Annotated in this window: 10 protein-coding genes; 7 read left to right on the top strand and 3 right to left on the bottom strand. The window is 43.7% G+C overall.

Translation table 11 applies throughout. From position 1 onward, the window contains the following. The first annotated feature begins 86 nt into the window (after positions 1 to 86). The 4 genes from LAQ65_RS17390 (at position 87) to LAQ65_RS17375 (ending at position 5,706) form a co-directional block, all read left to right on the top strand. Positions 87 to 1,823 (top strand): DUF885 family protein, encoded by a 1,737-nt coding sequence (locus tag LAQ65_RS17390; RefSeq protein ID WP_224118275.1) that lies wholly within the window; start codon positions 87 to 89, stop codon positions 1,821 to 1,823. Between the two features lie 115 nt (positions 1,824 to 1,938). Further along, positions 1,939 to 2,883: a dihydrodipicolinate synthase family protein gene (locus tag LAQ65_RS17385; protein ID WP_224118274.1), complete on the top strand. Its 945-nt coding sequence runs from the start codon at positions 1,939 to 1,941 to the stop codon at positions 2,881 to 2,883. Next, a complete protein-coding gene (locus LAQ65_RS17380; RefSeq protein ID WP_224118273.1) occupies positions 2,867 to 4,468 on the top strand; it encodes an aldehyde dehydrogenase (NADP(+)) in 1,602 nt (533 codons plus the stop codon). The genes LAQ65_RS17385 and LAQ65_RS17380 overlap by 17 nt, the downstream gene beginning before the upstream one ends. Next, positions 4,465 to 5,706 (top strand): NAD(P)/FAD-dependent oxidoreductase, encoded by a 1,242-nt coding sequence (locus tag LAQ65_RS17375; RefSeq protein WP_224118272.1) that lies wholly within the window; start codon positions 4,465 to 4,467, stop codon positions 5,704 to 5,706. Before LAQ65_RS17380 ends, LAQ65_RS17375 begins: the two co-directional genes overlap by 4 nt. A 14-nt stretch (positions 5,707 to 5,720) precedes the next feature. Here LAQ65_RS17375 and LAQ65_RS17370 read toward each other — a convergent pair whose 3' ends face one another. Both LAQ65_RS17370 and LAQ65_RS17365 read right to left on the bottom strand, forming a co-directional pair. Then, positions 5,721 to 7,124, bottom strand: coding sequence for an APC family permease (locus tag LAQ65_RS17370; protein ID WP_224118271.1), 1,404 nt, complete (start codon positions 7,122 to 7,124; stop codon positions 5,721 to 5,723). 95 nt (positions 7,125 to 7,219) lie between these two features. Next, positions 7,220 to 8,539: a Gfo/Idh/MocA family protein gene (locus LAQ65_RS17365; RefSeq protein WP_224118270.1), complete on the bottom strand. Its 1,320-nt coding sequence runs from the start codon at positions 8,537 to 8,539 to the stop codon at positions 7,220 to 7,222. Between the two features lie 157 nt (positions 8,540 to 8,696). Between LAQ65_RS17365 and LAQ65_RS17360 the strand changes: the two genes are divergently transcribed. Beyond that, positions 8,697 to 11,105, top strand: a complete 2,409-nt coding sequence (locus LAQ65_RS17360; protein WP_224118269.1) for a glycoside hydrolase family 127 protein — start codon at positions 8,697 to 8,699, stop codon at positions 11,103 to 11,105. Positions 11,106 to 11,118: 13 nt separating this feature from the next. Here the strand turns inward: LAQ65_RS17360 and LAQ65_RS17355 are convergent, their stop codons facing one another. Next, positions 11,119 to 12,030, bottom strand: coding sequence for an AraC family transcriptional regulator (locus tag LAQ65_RS17355; protein ID WP_224118268.1), 912 nt, complete (start codon positions 12,028 to 12,030; stop codon positions 11,119 to 11,121). 525 nt (positions 12,031 to 12,555) lie between these two features. Here LAQ65_RS17355 and LAQ65_RS17350 point away from each other — a divergent pair. Together LAQ65_RS17350 and LAQ65_RS17345 are read left to right on the top strand one after the other, a co-directional pair. Next, positions 12,556 to 13,089 carry a hypothetical protein gene (locus LAQ65_RS17350; RefSeq protein WP_224118267.1) on the top strand — a complete coding sequence of 178 codons (534 nt, stop codon included), beginning with the start codon at positions 12,556 to 12,558 and terminating at the stop codon, positions 13,087 to 13,089. 50 nt (positions 13,090 to 13,139) lie between these two features. Further along, positions 13,140 to 16,697 carry a SusC/RagA family TonB-linked outer membrane protein gene (locus LAQ65_RS17345; protein WP_224118266.1) on the top strand — a complete coding sequence of 1,186 codons (3,558 nt, stop codon included), beginning with the start codon at positions 13,140 to 13,142 and terminating at the stop codon, positions 16,695 to 16,697. Positions 16,698 to 16,709: the final 12 nt, after the last annotated feature.

Genomic DNA, 16,709 nt, shown 5'->3' with positions numbered 1-16,709 from the left:
TTTTAATTGCCGGAACCTGGTTATATAAAGCGACTCGCCATATGGTGGGTCGCTTTTTAATAAATTGATGTATAATATCAGAAAGTATGAAAAAAATAATCTGTTTGGCATTCGCCTGGTTATATGTTTTCCCAGGGTTGGTTTTCTCGCAGGTAAATACCAATAAAGAAATTTCCCTTCAGGCCACTGAGTTAACCAATACTATTATCCAGTATCGTGAAGACAGGGGTAGCCTTGACCGGTTTTATTTCCTGGAATCCTCACCGGAAAGAATAACCAGGTTAAAAGAACTGGATAATCAATATAGCCGGAAACTGGATCAATTCAGCTTTGACCAGCTTAGTGATGAAGGGAAAGTTGATTTTATATTGTTTAGAAAGAATATTCAGGATGACCAGTTCAGGTTAACCGAAGATGAAAAAAATACCCGCCTGGCTTCGAAATACCTTTCCTTTTCAGATGCAGTATTTGCTGCCGAAAAAGACAGGCGCAGGGGGCTTGCTCCTGATGCTCCGAATTTGGCTAAAACCATGAATGGCTGGGCAGTGCAACTGAAGGCTGCTATTAAGAACCTGGACAACGACAAACAGATTGACCTTAATTCAGCCTTTGCAACTGAGAAGTTATCCAATGATTTATCAATGGCTTTAAAAAGCATACATGATTTTTATAACGGGTATGATCCCCAATATTCCTGGTGGATGGAAACCCCTTATAGATCCGTGGATAGCCTTTTAAAAATTTACAGGCAAAACCTGGTAAAACAGGGCCGTAAAAACGCTGTTGGTGCCGACGATGGATCTGGGATAATTGGCAGGCCCATCGGCAAGGCCGAGGTTTTGAGGCAGCTAAAACAGGAATACATAGCATATAGCCCGGAGGAATTGATTGCAATAGCTGAAAAGGAATTTGCCTGGTGCGATAAGGAAATGCTGAAAGCCAGTAATGAAATGGGGTTTGGGAACGATTGGAAAAAAGCCCTCGAGAAAGTGAAAAACACTTATGTTCCTGCGGGTAAACAACCCGAAATGATCCTTGACCTGTATAACCAGAGTGTTGATTTTCTTAAGAAAAACGACCTCGTGACAATCCCGCCTATTGCTGAGGAAACCTGGCGGATGAGTATGATGAGCCCGGAGCGCCAATTGGTGAACCCGTTTTTCCTCGGGGGTGAAGAAATTATTATTTCTTACCCCACGAATAGCATGTCTGAAGAAGATAAGTTAATGAGTATGCGGGGCAATAATCCGCATTTTTCAAGGGCAACAGTTCATCACGAACTGATTGCCGGTCACCATCTCCAGATGTTTATGAACAGCCGTAACCATGCTTACAGGAATTTCGGCACACCTTTCTGGATAGAAGGCTGGGCGCTCTACTGGGAAATGATTCTTTGGGATAAAGGCTTTCCGCGTGGTCCGGAAGATAGGATCGGTATGTTGTTCTGGCGGATGCACCGCTGCGCAAGGATTATTTTTTCATTAAACTATCACCTGGGGAAATGGACACCACAGCAATGTATTGACTTCCTGGTAAACCGGGTCGGCCATGAACGTGCCAACGCTGAAGGGGAAGTACGTCGTTCGTTTACCGGAGGTTATGGTCCTTTATACCAGGTCGCATACCTGGTTGGTGGATTGCAGTTTTATGCATTGAATAAAGAATTGGTGGGAACTGGAAAGATGACTGCTAAGCAATTTCATGATGCGGTCCTCCAGGAAAATGAAATGCCCGTGGAATTATTGAGAACAATTTTGTTGCAGAAACCACCCAATATTGATTTTACCACTAAGTGGCGGTTTTATCCTTTACCTGCTAAATAAGACGGGTAGCTATTCCACGAAACTGTTAATATTGGTAAATTTTATATTAATAAGCACATAGGTTATTGAATCATACGGACCTATTTTTGCATTTCAAGCATAAAATTTTTTATCTATGGCAAATTTTAACTGGAGTGGTGTATTCCCGGCATTACTCACACCCTTTAATAAAGAGGATAAAGTGGACTTTGATTTGTTTAAGACCAATCTCGATGCGCAGGTCAGCGCCGGGGTTGATGGTGTGATTATTGGTGGATCCCTTGGTGAGGCAAGCACATTGCTGATGGAAGAGAAAAGGGACCTCCTGATTTATGCAAAGGAAATTTCTCCAAAGAATTCACCGGTAATCGTCGGTATTGCAGAGCAAAGCACTGCTGTTGCCGTAGAATTGGCACAGAAAGCCGAGGCAAACGGAGCTGATGGGTTGATGCTTTTACCACCTATGCGTTATAAGTCTTCTGATGATGAAACAGTAGCCTATTTCCAGGCTGTAGCCCGCAATACTTCCCTTCCGATTATGGTCTATAATAATCCGGTTGATTACAAAATTGAGGTCACTATCAGCATGTTTGAAGAACTTCTGCCTTTTGAAAATATTCAGTCTGTTAAGGAGTCCACCCGTAATACAATGAATATAACCAGGATGATTAACCGCTTTGGGGACCGTTATAAAATACTGACAGGTGTTGACCCGATTGCCCTGGAAAGCCTTGTTTTGGGTGCTGATGGCTGGGTAGCCGGACTGGTAGATGCTTTCCCGCAGGAAACAGTAGCTATCTTTAGGTTAGTGAAAGCTGGCCGCATACAGGAAGCGCTTTCTATCTACCGCTGGTTTATGCCTTTGCTTGAGCTCGATATTCATCCCAAGCTGGTTCAGTATATCAAACTTGCCGCAACAGCAACCGGAATTGGCAGTGAATATGTCCGGGCACCGCGTATGCCCCTAAGTGGCACCGAAAGGGTCACTGTTTTGAAAACAATTAATGATGCACTTGCAGTTCGCCCTGAATTGCCAGATTACAAAAACCTGAAACCCCTTGCACATGCTAACTGGTCTTAGTATAATCGGGCACGGAATTGCCGCTGAACAAACAGAAAAATTATTTTCCTTCAGCACACTAAAAGGTGCCCAGTTACCCGAAGGGTTTTCCGTTGCTTCTGCAGCAGAGATTCAGCTGGCCATTGATAAAGCAACTAAAGCCTTCCCTGTATACAGCAGGATTAGCGCTATTGGAAGGGCAGTATTCCTCGAAACAATTGCCCAGGAAATCATGGCTTTGGGAGACCAGCTGCTGGAACGTGCTAACCTGGAATCCGGCTTACCCATGGGAAGACTGACAGGAGAACGCGACAGGACTGTTAACCAATTGCGTTTATTTGCCGCTGTTTTGCGGGAAGGTTCATGGGTGGAAGCGGTGATTGATACTGCACAACCTGATCGGAAACCTTTACCCCGGGCAGACCTTCGTAAAATTCAGGTACCAATTGGCCCGGTTGCGGTTTTTGCTGCGAGCAATTTTCCATTTGCTTTTTCAACAGCCGGCGGCGATACCGCTTCAGCACTGGCTGGAGGGAATCCGGTAATTGTAAAAGCGCACAGCGCGCATCTGGGTACAAACGAAATGATGGCAACGGCCATTCAAAATGCTGCGAAGAAATCGGGTATGCCAGATGGGGTCTTCTCTTCACTTATAGGTGAAGGTGCAACACTTGGACAGGTGCTGGCCAAACATGAAGGGATCAAAGCAATTGGATTTACCGGTTCGTTTAAAGCAGGAATGTCTTTATTCCGAACTGCTTCCCATGATCGGCTTACACCAATTCCTGTATATGCAGAAATGAGCAGTATAAACCCGGTGCTGTTATTACCCGGGAAATTATCGGAAGATCATGCTGCCATTGCGCAGCAACTGGCGGGTTCCATTACCCTTGGCGTTGGGCAGTTTTGCACAAACCCGGGTTTATTATTTGTAACAAGGGATGGACTTACGGAAGATTTTATTGTAGCCTTACAGGCTGCCCTGGCTGCAGTTCCTGCGGGTGTAATGTTGAATAAGACAATTTGTTCCAGCTATTACCGCGATCGTAAAAAAATCAGCGCCGTGGATGGTGTTACTGTTTTACTGGAAGGAGCGGATGAACAGGGGAATTATAAAGGCTCCCCAAGCCTGCTGCAGGTTAGCGCGAAGGCATTTATTCAGCAGCAAATGTTACAGGATGAAATTTTCGGTCCGGCTTCCCTGTTAGTAATTTGCGAGAATGAAAGTGAAATGCTGGAAGCAATCCAGGGGCTTCATGGCCAGTTAACTGGTTCCATTTATGCAACTGGAGAAGACGTTAAAAAATATAGTTCATTTGTGGAAGCCTTATCCGGTAAGGTTGGCCGGGTGATTTACAATAATGTACCAACAGGCGTTGAAGTATGTCATGCTATGGTGCATGGCGGGCCATTCCCGGCAACTACGGACGCGCGTTCCACCTCGGTGGGTGCAGAAGCAATAAAGCGCTTCCTCCGGCCCATCTGTTTACAGGATTGTCCGGAATCCAGCTTGCCCGAGGCTTTGCAAAACAGCAATCCGCTTGGCATAATGCGAAAAGTTAATGGCGAATATACCCGCGAACCTATTGTACCCGCTAATTTATGAAAGCAGTAATTATTGGCGGAGGTATTATTGGTTTGTGCAGCGCTTACTACCTGGCAGAAGCAGGATGGGATGTAACTATAATTGATCGCACTGACCTGGCAGATAATTGTTCCTATGGTAATTTGGGAATGATCGTTCCCAGCCACTTTGTTCCTTTGGCGGCCCCGGGTATTATATCACAGGGCATTCGCTGGATGTTTGATGCAAAGAGTCCATTTTATGTAAAACCTTCGCTGAGCTGGAACCTCGTTTCCTGGGGATTAAAATTCATGCAAAGCGCTACAAAGGCAAAAGCAGAGGCGGCGGCGCCCTATTTAAGGGATATTAACCTGTTGAGCCGTTCCTTGTACGAGGAATTGAAGTCTTTACCTGGTTTTGATTTTGCCTACGAGAGGAAGGGAATCATGATGTATTTCAAAGATCCGAAAGTTGGTGAAGAAGAAGCTCATCTTGCTGAAAAAGCAAGGTCAATGGGACTGGATGTTGATACCCTTGGCAGGCAGGCTGCACAACAACTGGAACCCGCTGTGACGTTGGATGTGTTAGGTGCTGTACATTATAAATGTGATGCCCATTTATATCCCAATAAGCTTAACCAGCAATTACTGCAGCATTTACAGGCGAGGGGTGTTCGCGTTATTACCGGTACTGAAATTACCCGAATCGACAGCAAACAGGGAAAGGTCAGCGCTGTGCAAACTGAAACCCAGACAATAGGAGCCGACCTGTTTATTCTTGCAGCAGGTTCCTGGTTACCGGAATTATTGAAAAAATGCGGACAGCAAATTCCCCTGATGCCGGGTAAAGGGTATTCCTTTACGTTAGATCATCCCCAAAAAAGCCTGAATATACCTGCGATCCTTTGCGAAGCAAGGGTAGCCATTACACCGATGGCAGGTAAAATGAGGTATGGTGGAACCATGGAACTAGGCCCGGTAAACCATTCGAAAAATATGAACAGGGTAAGGGGAATTGTTGAGTCTATTCCAGCGTATTTTCCCGGTCTTCAGGTCGCTATGCCGGCAGAACAGGATGTTTGGTATGGCTTCAGGCCCTGCTCCCCGGACGGCTTACCTTATATCGGTTATATAAAATCGTTAGATAACCTCATCGTAGCCGGAGGCCATGCAATGATGGGTTTAAGCCTTGGCCCTGCAACCGGTAAATTGGTTGCTGAGCTCGCTTCCCGCAAAAAAACTTCAGTTTCCATCGAAGCCTTTGACCCCAACAGGTTTTAACTGCTCCTTTAAGACTAAACAGGGCTATTCTTTTTGGGAATAATCTTATAAATAGGGATTCCCAAAAGAGTAATAATAAGTCCTGGCCAGGTAAAGGATGGTTTAAAAATGATCAGTAAAATACAGAAGCTTAGGCCCATCATAATGTAAATAACTGGCAACACCGGGTACCCGAATGCTTTATAAGGCCGCAGGGCATCGGGTCTTTTCCTGCGAAGGATAAAAATACCAGCAATAGTGAGCATATAAAACCCAACAACTACAAAAGAAATCATATCCAATAACTGTCCGTATTTGCCGCTAAGGCTCCAGGCACAGGCAAATAAGCATTGTAGCCATAAGGCATATGCAGGAACGCCATTCTTGTTGAGGGAACCGGCTTTGCTGAAGAATAAACCATCTTTCGCCATGGTATAATAAACCCTGGCGCCGGCCAGAATGATTCCATTGTTACAGCCAAAGGTTGAAATCATGATCATGATCGCAATAATCATGGTGCCTGCAGGCCCGAAAATCTCCTGTGCTGCAGCTACAGCAACCCTGTCTTTTTCAGCGCCGGCAATTGCGTCAAGCGGCAGTACCGCAGTGTAGGTGATATTGGTTAATACATAGATAATAGTAACAATCAGTGTACCCAGGAAAAGACTCAGGCCGATATTGCGTTGCGGGTTTTTTATTTCACCCGCAATAAATGTCACATTGTTCCATGAGTCGCTGCTGAATATTGACCCCACCATCGAAGCCGCTATGGCACCAAGTGCGGCAAACAGGCTGTAATCTCCCAATATGCCTGCCGGGGTCCTCGATTGCAGGTGCCATGCATTGGTCCAGTTTAAGTCCCATACACCAGGCCGGAAAGCCATTAAACCAAACAGTATTAATCCGAACAGGCTTAGCAGTTTGGTGAGGGTGAATGTTGTCTGGATCAGCTTGCCGCTTTTTATTCCTCGTGTATTGATAAACGTAAGTAAAACTATTACAACGATAGATAATAACTGGGCCGGTGAGATAGCCAGTGCCCCAAATTTCAGGGCTACTTTGTCTTCACTGAAAACCGGGAAAAGATAGGCGGTGAACTTTGCAAAAGCTACGGCTACTGCCGCTATAGTGGCTGTTTGTATTACTGAGAAGAAACTCCACCCGAACAGGAACCCTATCAGGGGATTGTACGCTTCCTTAAGATAAACATATTGCCCGCCGGCCTTTGGGAACATTGCGCTGAGTTCGCCATAACTTAATGCTGCGGTAATGGTCATGAAACCGGTAATCAGCCACACAGCGATTAACCATCCCGAGCTTCCAATATTCCGGGTTATATCTGCGCTGACAATAAATATGCCGGAACCGATCATAGATCCGGCTACAATCATGGTTGCATCCAGTAAACGAAGGGTCGGCTTAAAGTTTGGTTCACTCATAATACCCTGTAATTTCAATTGCTGTAATATATAACATCAAAAGCGATCGCTATGGGGCGATCGCTTTGTAAATTTTAATCTGTATTGGCCGGATATTAGCCCAGCTTTGGCAGGGTATATCCATTGTGGTAACCTGCTGTCATGAGTTCTTTGGCTGCTTTTGAATCAAATGAATTTGTAGCAGTATTCCAGCTTAATTTTTCCCTTGTGCGGAATGCTATATTACCCAACTGGCAAACCTGTGCAGTTTTTGATGCTTCCTGTATTGGGGTATGCAGCGTGCTTCCATTACCCGCACGGATAGCGTCTACAAAATTCTGCATATGCCGTACCAAAGAATTACCCTGGTCTTTCTGCATCGGTACCGGTGCCATTTTATCTTCTTCTGCCGTTACATACCAGCCTTCCCTGTTTAATACCAATGTACCATTGTTGCCTATGAATGCAGTGCCATGTGTTAATCCATATGGGCCAAGGTCAATCCCGGTTGCATGCTCCCATACCAGGTTGAATTTTTCATATTCAAAAATAGCGGTGAGGGTGTCTGGTGTTTCGGAAGCATCATCCGGGTAAGCCATCTTTCCGCCTGATGCCATTACCTGTTTAGGGAACCCTGCTTTCATACCCAATAGCGCATAATCAATCATGTGAACGCCCCAGTCAGTCATTAACCCACCAGCATAATCCCAGAACCAGCGGAAATTAAAATGAAAGCGGTTGCCATTAAAAGGCCTGTTTGTAGCAGGGCCCAGCCAACGTGTATAGTCAACGCCTTCAGGAGCCGGCCCATCAGGTTTTATGGGCACTGGCTTCATCCAGCCCATGTATGCCCACGATTTTACCGTACGGATATTGCCCAGCTTTCCGCTGTGGACGAATTCAATGGCATCCTGGAAATGCGGTGCACTTCTTTGCCATTGACCTACCTGTACAATGCTTTTATATTTTTGCTGGGCTGCCTCCATAATGCGGCACTCGGTAATGGAGTTGCCACATGGCTTTTCAACATAAACATGTTTTCCTGCAGCACAGGCTTCTACCATAATCAGGCAATGCCAATGGTCCGGTGTTCCGATAATCACAATATCAACATCCTTGTTTTCTAAAAGCTTCCTGTAATCGGAATAGGTTTTTACAGGCATATTCATCTTTTCCAATTCTGCCGCCCTTCTTTTTAATACATTATCATCAACATCGCAAAGGGCAATGCATTTTACACCATCAATTTTTAAAATGGCCTGGAGATCGCTCCAACCCATTCCATTTACACCAATTACACCCACATTCAAACGGTCAGCAGCTCCTGTCCGAAATGGGTATGCAGGTAATAGTTCAGATCCGATAGCTGGAAGTACTGCTGTTCCCAGTAAAAGGCTACCACTGGTTCGAATAAACTTGCGACGGGGATTGTTCATGGCAATTATATTTTAATCGTATTGCTGATTAATTTACAAACATTATCCTAATCCATTCCAGGAAATGGGAAAATCCGGCTAGCAACTGCCAATTTGTGTAAACTTTGTATTAAATGTCAGCCGTACATTTATATTCCCAAAGGTCAATCTCAAAATTATGGTCAAAGTGAAATTATTTGGAATCATTTTTCTTGTAGGTTCCTGCATTGCCGGATTTGCTCAATCCGTTACCGGTGATTATCCTATTCAGCCGGTACCTTTCACCAAAGTCCATTTGCATGATAATTTCTGGGCCCCCAAAATTGCTACTAACGCAAGGGTTACCATCCCTTATACTTTACGCAAATGCCGTGAAACAGGCCGTATAGATAATTTCCTTAAGGCTGCGGGCAAGATGCCTGTGGGTAAAATAACAGAATATCCTTTTGACGATTCTGATTTATATAAACTTATTGAAGGCATTTCCTATTCATTACAGGTTAATCCCGACCCGGCGATGGATAAAACGCTCGACAGCCTTATTGTTATTATTGGTGATGCGCAGGAACCGGATGGCTACCTCTATACATTCCGCACAATGAAACCTGAGAAATTGCACGAATGGATCAGTCCCAACAGGTGGGAGGCAGACCCCGAATTGAGTCATGAGTTATATAATGCGGGTCATTTGTATGAAGCGGCTGTAGCTCATTTTATGGCAACCGGAAAGAAATCCTTATTAAATATCGCCATTAAAAATGCCGACCTGCTCGTTAAGGACTTTGGTCCTGGCAAAGCTGCATATTTCCCCGGCCACCAGGTTGTGGAAATGGGCCTGGCACGAATGTACAGGGTTACCGGCAAGCAGGCTTACCTTGACCTTGCCAGGTACTTTTTAGATATCCGTGGAGATGGGCATATCAAAGAATCAGAATACAACCAGTCTCATAAAATGGTCACAGACCAGCATGAGGCAGTGGGCCATGCAGTTCGTGCAGCATATATGTATACCGGCATGGCTGATGTAGCAGCCCTTACCGGCGATAAAAAATATATTGGCGCCATCAATGATATCTGGCAGGATGTGGTTGACCATAAATTATACCTTACCGGCGGCATTGGTGCTACCGGCAATGGGGAGGCCTTCGGCTCATCGTATGACCTGCCGAATATGTCGGCCTATGCAGAAACCTGTGCGTCTATTGCGAACGTGTATTGGAATAGCCGTATGTTCCTGATGAACGGCGATGCAAAATATATTGATGTGCTGGAAAGGATTTTATATAATGGATTGCTTTCAGGCGTATCATTGAGTGGCGATAAATTTTTCTATCCCAATCCATTGACATCTATGGGGCAGCACCAACGGAGTCCCTGGTTCAGTTGTGCCTGTTGTATCTCCAATATGACAAGGTTTATGCCATCAGTTCCCGGCTACGTATATGCGCAGCAGGATAATAATATTTATGTTAACCTGTATGTCGCTAATTCTGCTGAAATAGACCTTCCATCCGGTAAAGTGGCTATTGACCAGGAAACTGAATATCCATGGAAAGGACATGTTTTGGTGAAAGTGGATCCTTCGAAAAAATCCAGATTTAATATCCACTTCAGGATCCCCGGCTGGGCCCGTGAGGAAGCTATTCCCGGTAGCCTTTATGCCTTTTTAGACCAGAAACGCAGCCCGGTTGCTGTTAAACTGAACGGGAAATTAATCGAATTCAAAAGCGACAAGGGCTATATTGTTATAAACCGGGAGTGGCGCAAAGGGGACAAGGTTGACATTGAATTGCCGATGGAGATCAATAAAGTAATCGCCAATGCAAAGGTGAAAGAAGACCAGAACAAATTTGCCCTTCAGCGTGGTCCATTGGTGTATTGCCTCGAAGCGCCCGATAACCTCGACAGTGCGGTTTTGAATATAGTTGTAAAAGAAAATGAAAACTTTTCTTCAGCCTATAATGAAAAACTGCTGAATGGGGTGGTTGTATTAACTGCCAAAGGAAGTTCAACTAAAAGACAATTGAACTCTGATGTGTTATTGAAGTCCGAACAGGCCGTTGAAGCTATTCCTTATTATGCCTGGAATAATCGCGGGCCTTCCGAAATGGAAGTCTGGATTCCTTATGTAGAATCAGCTGCCCATCCCAAACCGGCCCCAACGATTGCTTCAAAAAGCAAAGCCAGCTCCTCCCAGTCTAACCCGCGCATGCTTAAAGGATTGAATGACCAGTTTGAACCTGAAAATTCACAGGACCACAATTCTGTTTACCTGCATTGGTGGCCTAAAACAGATTCGAAGGAGTGGGTTCAATATGATTTTGACCAGGAATATGCTGTTTCGGAATCTATGGTCTATTGGTTTGATGACGGGCCATTCGGGGGGTGCCGGATCCCCGCTGACTGGAAAATCTATTATAAAAAAGATGGAGCCTGGCTACCGGTTGAGAATGAAGGAAATTATGAAATCACTAAGGACAAATACAATACTGTGCATTTCAAAACAGTAAAAACAACAGCGCTGAAGATTGAAGTGCAATTGCCAAAAGAACACTCTGCCGGCATCCACGAGTGGATTGTTAAATAACTGGTGTTAGCCCTTAATATGCCGCAAGGGCCATGTTATTCTGTGGTTCAAATGCATTATTGAAATAGGTTCCCACATATTCACTGGGCGATTTCCCGGTTATTGTTTTGAACACTCGGTTAAAATTTGTAATACTGTTGAATCCGCAGGTATAAGCTATTGCGGAAATGCTTTCAAAACCTCCATCGGTTAGTTTTTTACAGGATTCATTTATCCGCACCTCATTGAGAAAAGACACAAAAGTGTGCCTTGTCCTTTTTTTAAAATAACGGCAGAAAGCCTGGGGGGTCATATGTGCCTGTGCGGCAACTTCTTCCAGCGTGATCTGTTTCGCATAGTTCATCATTATATAGTGATATATATTCCCGAGCCGGATTCCCTCATGTTCGCTTACACTTGCCATTTCAGATACAGTTGATAATTCTTTCAGGTCAGGGATGGCACAGAATTTTTTTAATAATTCAAGGAATGCAATGAGTTGATCCATTCCGGTCTGGGCGCTGATTTTATTCATTTGGTTTGATATCTCGGCCACACGTGACTCGGGAATGGTAAATCCCGCCCGGTGTTTATGAAGGAACGTCTTAAGTGACTTTATTTCCGCGAGGTCAAAAATATTCCTGAGTTTACCATTTGGGTTGAAATAAATTGACATGGACTGAACCATTTTCTTATTACGCGCTGTAAAGTAATATGGGTCACTTTTGAATACGTGCGGCTGATTTGCGCCGATACAATAGATCTCATTAGAACGAAAGGGGTGCATATTATTGTCCACCACAAGTGTGCCTTCACCTTTTTGAATCCAGGTCAGCTGCATTTCATCATGGCGGTGAAGGTGCTGGTAAAAAAAGGGAAGATTTTCTTTTTGAACAATGATGTTCTTTTCTCCCGGAACAGGAATGGTGAATTGCAACACTTTCATAAATCAGAATTTGGTAAGGTTGAATGAAATACCCCCTGGAAGAAAAGTAGGTTATTTCTAATAAATTACCAGTCAAATGCGAAAATTTGGCAATATGAGGTTAAAATACGGTGAATGGCTTCCTTTTCACCATTACTCCCTTGCCCCCCTCGATATAAATTCCAGTTTAAATTGAAAATAAACTACCGATAATGTATAATCGAAACAATTGATATCTGGTGCTGGAAATTATCTTGTCCTTTAATAATGGTAGGTTGTTGACAGAAAATAATACTAAAATGTCGCCCAAAAAAAATATTGTTAAATAATGTTCACATTTGAAATACTTCTCCTTAAATTCAAAATCTAACTAACGATTGTTTATTAAATAGATTGAAAAGCTAAGTGTACTGTTTTTGTTTACTTAATCCGTCGTTAAGGACTATTAAACTATCCTCCTGTGAAATGTGCTTGTAATATGTCTTGTATATATTTTGTAACTAGAAATAGCTCTTATATTAATAGTAAACCAAACAATCGCTCGCTATGAAAAAAAATACCAAAACGTTTTTTTCATTACTGCTTATCATTCCTGCATTTTTAATTGCTTCCTGCAAAAAGGAGGAAACAAAGACGGAAGATCTTGCCACCACCAAGAAAGGTTGGGTAACAGGAACATGGAAACAAAAGGACCTGGTATTGGCCTATCCCATACCAAACCCATTTGGGGGACCGGATTTTCCGGTTGGGTACAGCTTATATAACCTGGCACCCTACCTTCCCATTACGGGTCCGGGAATAACCTGTTCAGCTGATAATATTTATGCTTTCGACTCAACAGGCAATTTTACCATTACTGGTTGTACAGAACTGATTCTGCCCGATGCAGGAAACAGTGGGAAATGGAATTTACAGGTCTATGGATCTGCATTACATCTTGTTTCTACAGATAATAAGGACACACCTCTTTGGATCAACAATATCAACAGTACGGATATGAAACTCGGTTCCCTGAGTTTCACAATTCATTTCGCTGAATTCGGGGCAGATATCCCTGTCTACATCCTCCTGGAAAAATAATAGGACTGCATTAAAGTAATACTTTATTAAAATCATCAATTTAAATGGTCATGAGAAAATACTGGTTCGTAATCGGGCTGTTATTCCTGGTAACAGCTTCCAATAAAATGCTGGCGAATGATGGGGCATCCACATCCGCTTCCATCCGGGAAAAAGAGAATACTTTTTTTAATTCAGCCTGGAATGTATCGGGCATTGAAGGCACTGAATTTTTCCAGGCAGAAATTGTAGTAAAGGGAACAGTAAAAGATGAAAACGGTCCGATATCAGGTGTAACCGTTACAGAAAAAGCGACAGGTCATGCCACTACCACAGATGCCAGGGGAACCTTCTCATTAAAAGTAAAGGACGCAAATAGCACCCTTGTATTTTCATCTGTTGGTTTTAAAACAGTTGAAGTGGCCGTTGCCGGCCGCACCCAATTCACTGTTACCATGGAAAATGCAAACCAGGAGCTTTCTGGCGTAGTTGTAACAGCTCTTGGCATCAGCCGGACAAAAAAATCTGTGGGGTATTCTGTTGAAGAGGTTGCCGGCAAGGAAATGAACAGGGTAGCGCAGGAAAACATCCTGAATGCAATGTCAGGTAAAGTGGCTGGCGTAACGATCAACCAGACTGGAGGAGCAGGTTCTTCTGTTAGTATGGTTATACGTGGTGCTACTTCACTGAGCAGCGATAACCAACCGCTATTTGTAATTGACGGGGTCCCTGTTGCCAATACACTGAACAATATTAGCCAGGTTGGTACTGATAACAGGGTGGATTACGGAAATGCAATCGGTGGTATTAACCCCGACGATATTGAAAGTGTATCTGTGCTTAAAGGACCAAGCGCTGCTGCATTATATGGTTCACGCGCTGGTAATGGTGTTGTTTTAATTACTACAAAAAGCGGCAAAGCGGCAAAAAGGATGACGGTTAATTTTATTACCAATACTGTTTTTGAAAAACCGTATAAGTTTTTGAAATGGCAGACAAAATTTGCCTCTGGTGTTTACCCTGCTACACCCGTTTCCATTTCAGGTAATATCCTTACTGACCCACTCGGGGTTTCAGACCCCAGGTTTAATCCCGATAATGTTATTATTGATGAATCAAGCAGTGGCCGTGGCGGTCCTGAATTGGACAGGGGCTATAACGCTATCCAATGGAATAGTCCTTTGGATGCAAATGGGAACCAGATCGCTACTCCTTTAATTTCACATCCTAATAATGTCAGGGATTTTGTGCAGACGGGCATTACCACTACAAACGGCATCTCAGTATCGAATAATACAGAAAATGCTAATTACAGGATTTCTTATGGCGATATGCGCAATAAAGGTATCGTTCCGAACTCAGACCTCTTCCGCCATACCCTAAACCTGAGCTCTTCGCTTAAACTTAACAATAAATTACGCCTGAGCACAAATATTGACTTCAGCCGGAACAATTCAAACAACAGGCCTGCCGGTGAAAGAGGCGCCAATCCTTTGCAATGGGCATATATGGTTTCACCACATATCGACATCAATGAACTGAAAGACTATTGGGAGCCTGGCAAAGAGGGTCTTGTTCAACGCACTCAATATAATGGCGTATATAATAATCCTTATTTCCTTGCACACGAAGTAAACAACTCATTTGTCCGCGACAGGGTATACGGGAATATTAAGGCTGACTGGCAGATTTCCAATGAATTCAGCCTGATGTTGCGGTACGGCCTGGATAATATCAACGAGAGAAGGCAAACTACTATTGCTAATAGCTATACGGAAGATCCTCGTGGAGCTTTCGGTGTAAATAATATCAGGAATTTTGAAGGAAACGCGGATTTCCTCTTAAACTATAGAAAGAAACTGGGTGATTTCAGCCTCTCTGTTTCCGCCGGTGGTAACAACCGCTACCAGACTGGTGGTAATGAGCGCTCTGCCACAAAAAATGGAACAGGTTTAATCGTTCCCGGTGTATTTACCTTGCAAAACATACTCCCTGCTAACCTGGAATACAGCAACTACACTTATAAAAAGGGTGTAAACAGTTTGTATGGTATGGCAACAGTAGGATACAAGGATATGGTTTACCTCGATCTGAGTGGTCGTAACGACTGGTCCAGCACCCTGCCCGGAGCGAAACCCTATTTTTATCCTTCTGCTTCTTTAAGTGTCCTGGCTGATGAAATGCTTGGAATTCATTCAACTGATATCAACCAGATTAAGCTGCGCGCCGGTTATGCTATTGCCGGTAATGATGCAAGCCCATACCAGTTAGTTTCTGTACTTCAAAACGCAGGTACATGGGGAGATGTTCCCAGGTTAACCACTTCAGGGACATTATTAAATGCGAACCTGAAACCAGAACAGGCTAATTCTTTTGAAGTAGGTACTGATGTTAACCTCTTTAATAACCGTTTGCGCTTTTCCGGTACCTATTACCAGGTAGATAACAAGAACCAGATTTTCAGCACAGCACTGCCACCTTCAACCGGTTATGGTTCTAAAAACATTAATGCCGGTTTATTAAGAAGCACCGGTTATGAAATTACCCTTGGTGGTACTCCGGTGTTGACAAAAGACTGGAGATGGGATGTTAGTGCCAACTTCACCCGAAACCGTACCAGGGTAATGGAACTGACCGATGAAATGCCTTACTTCACTTATTGGGAAGATGCAAAGGGCGGCGCATATACATTCAAAGGCGAAGAAGTGGGAGATATTTATGGTCCAAAAGTGCGCACCGTAGAAGATAAAGGTTCTCCCTATTATGGTTACCCGCTGCTTGATAACGGTAATGAAGACGGCGCTAAATGGGTAGCCCTGGATGGACTTGCAGTAAAAAATAAGATCGGGAATTTTAATCCCAGGTTTATTATGGGCTTCCAAACCTCCATCTCCTATAAGCGCTGGACTTTAAATATGACACTTGACTGGAGAAATGGCGGTCAGTTTGTATCACAGACTTACAGGTATGGTATTGAAGATGGACAGGCTTCCCTGCAGTTTGGCAATTTTATAGATCCGGGTACGATGACCGGAAAGGAACTGCGTGACTACCTGGTAGCTAACGCAGACAAGCTGATTAAAATTAATAACGGAAAATTCTTAAGGGTAGGTTGGCCTACTCCGGAGCGTACAAGTTATCCTGTTATTATCAGCGGATATAACCTTCCCTACGGTGGCTTGTTTGCACCCGGTGTTTATGCAACCGGCTGGGATGCTAATGGTCAGCCAACAGGATATGCAGAAAATCTCGGTGAAAATATCTTAGGAATGGATGATCCTAACAATCCTAATAAAACGATCCCGATGTTATATGCAGTTAGTAACCCATGGGAGTTTACGGAACCTACTTTATTTTCCGCTTCCTACCTCAAAATGAGGGAGGTATCCTTATCGTACGCATTGCCGACTTCATTTGCCAGGTCTTTAAAGATGCAGGATGTCAGTTTTTCTGTATACAGCAGGAATATCATCATTTGGACTCAGGCAAAAATTGGCATCGATCCTGAAAATGCCTATCAGCCTACAACTGGTATCCAGGGGGGTATGCAGTTCAAACAGGGTATTGAACGATATAATGTAACTCCTTGGTCTATTCCAATGGGCGTTAAGCTTAACATAACCTTTTAAGTAATTCATAAA

This window comes from Flavihumibacter profundi (assembly GCF_020076305.1).
Lineage (GTDB): Bacteria > Bacteroidota > Bacteroidia > Chitinophagales > Chitinophagaceae > Flavihumibacter > Flavihumibacter profundi.
Note: the sequence above shows the minus strand (reverse complement) of the source record. Positions and strands in the feature narration are given on the sequence as shown.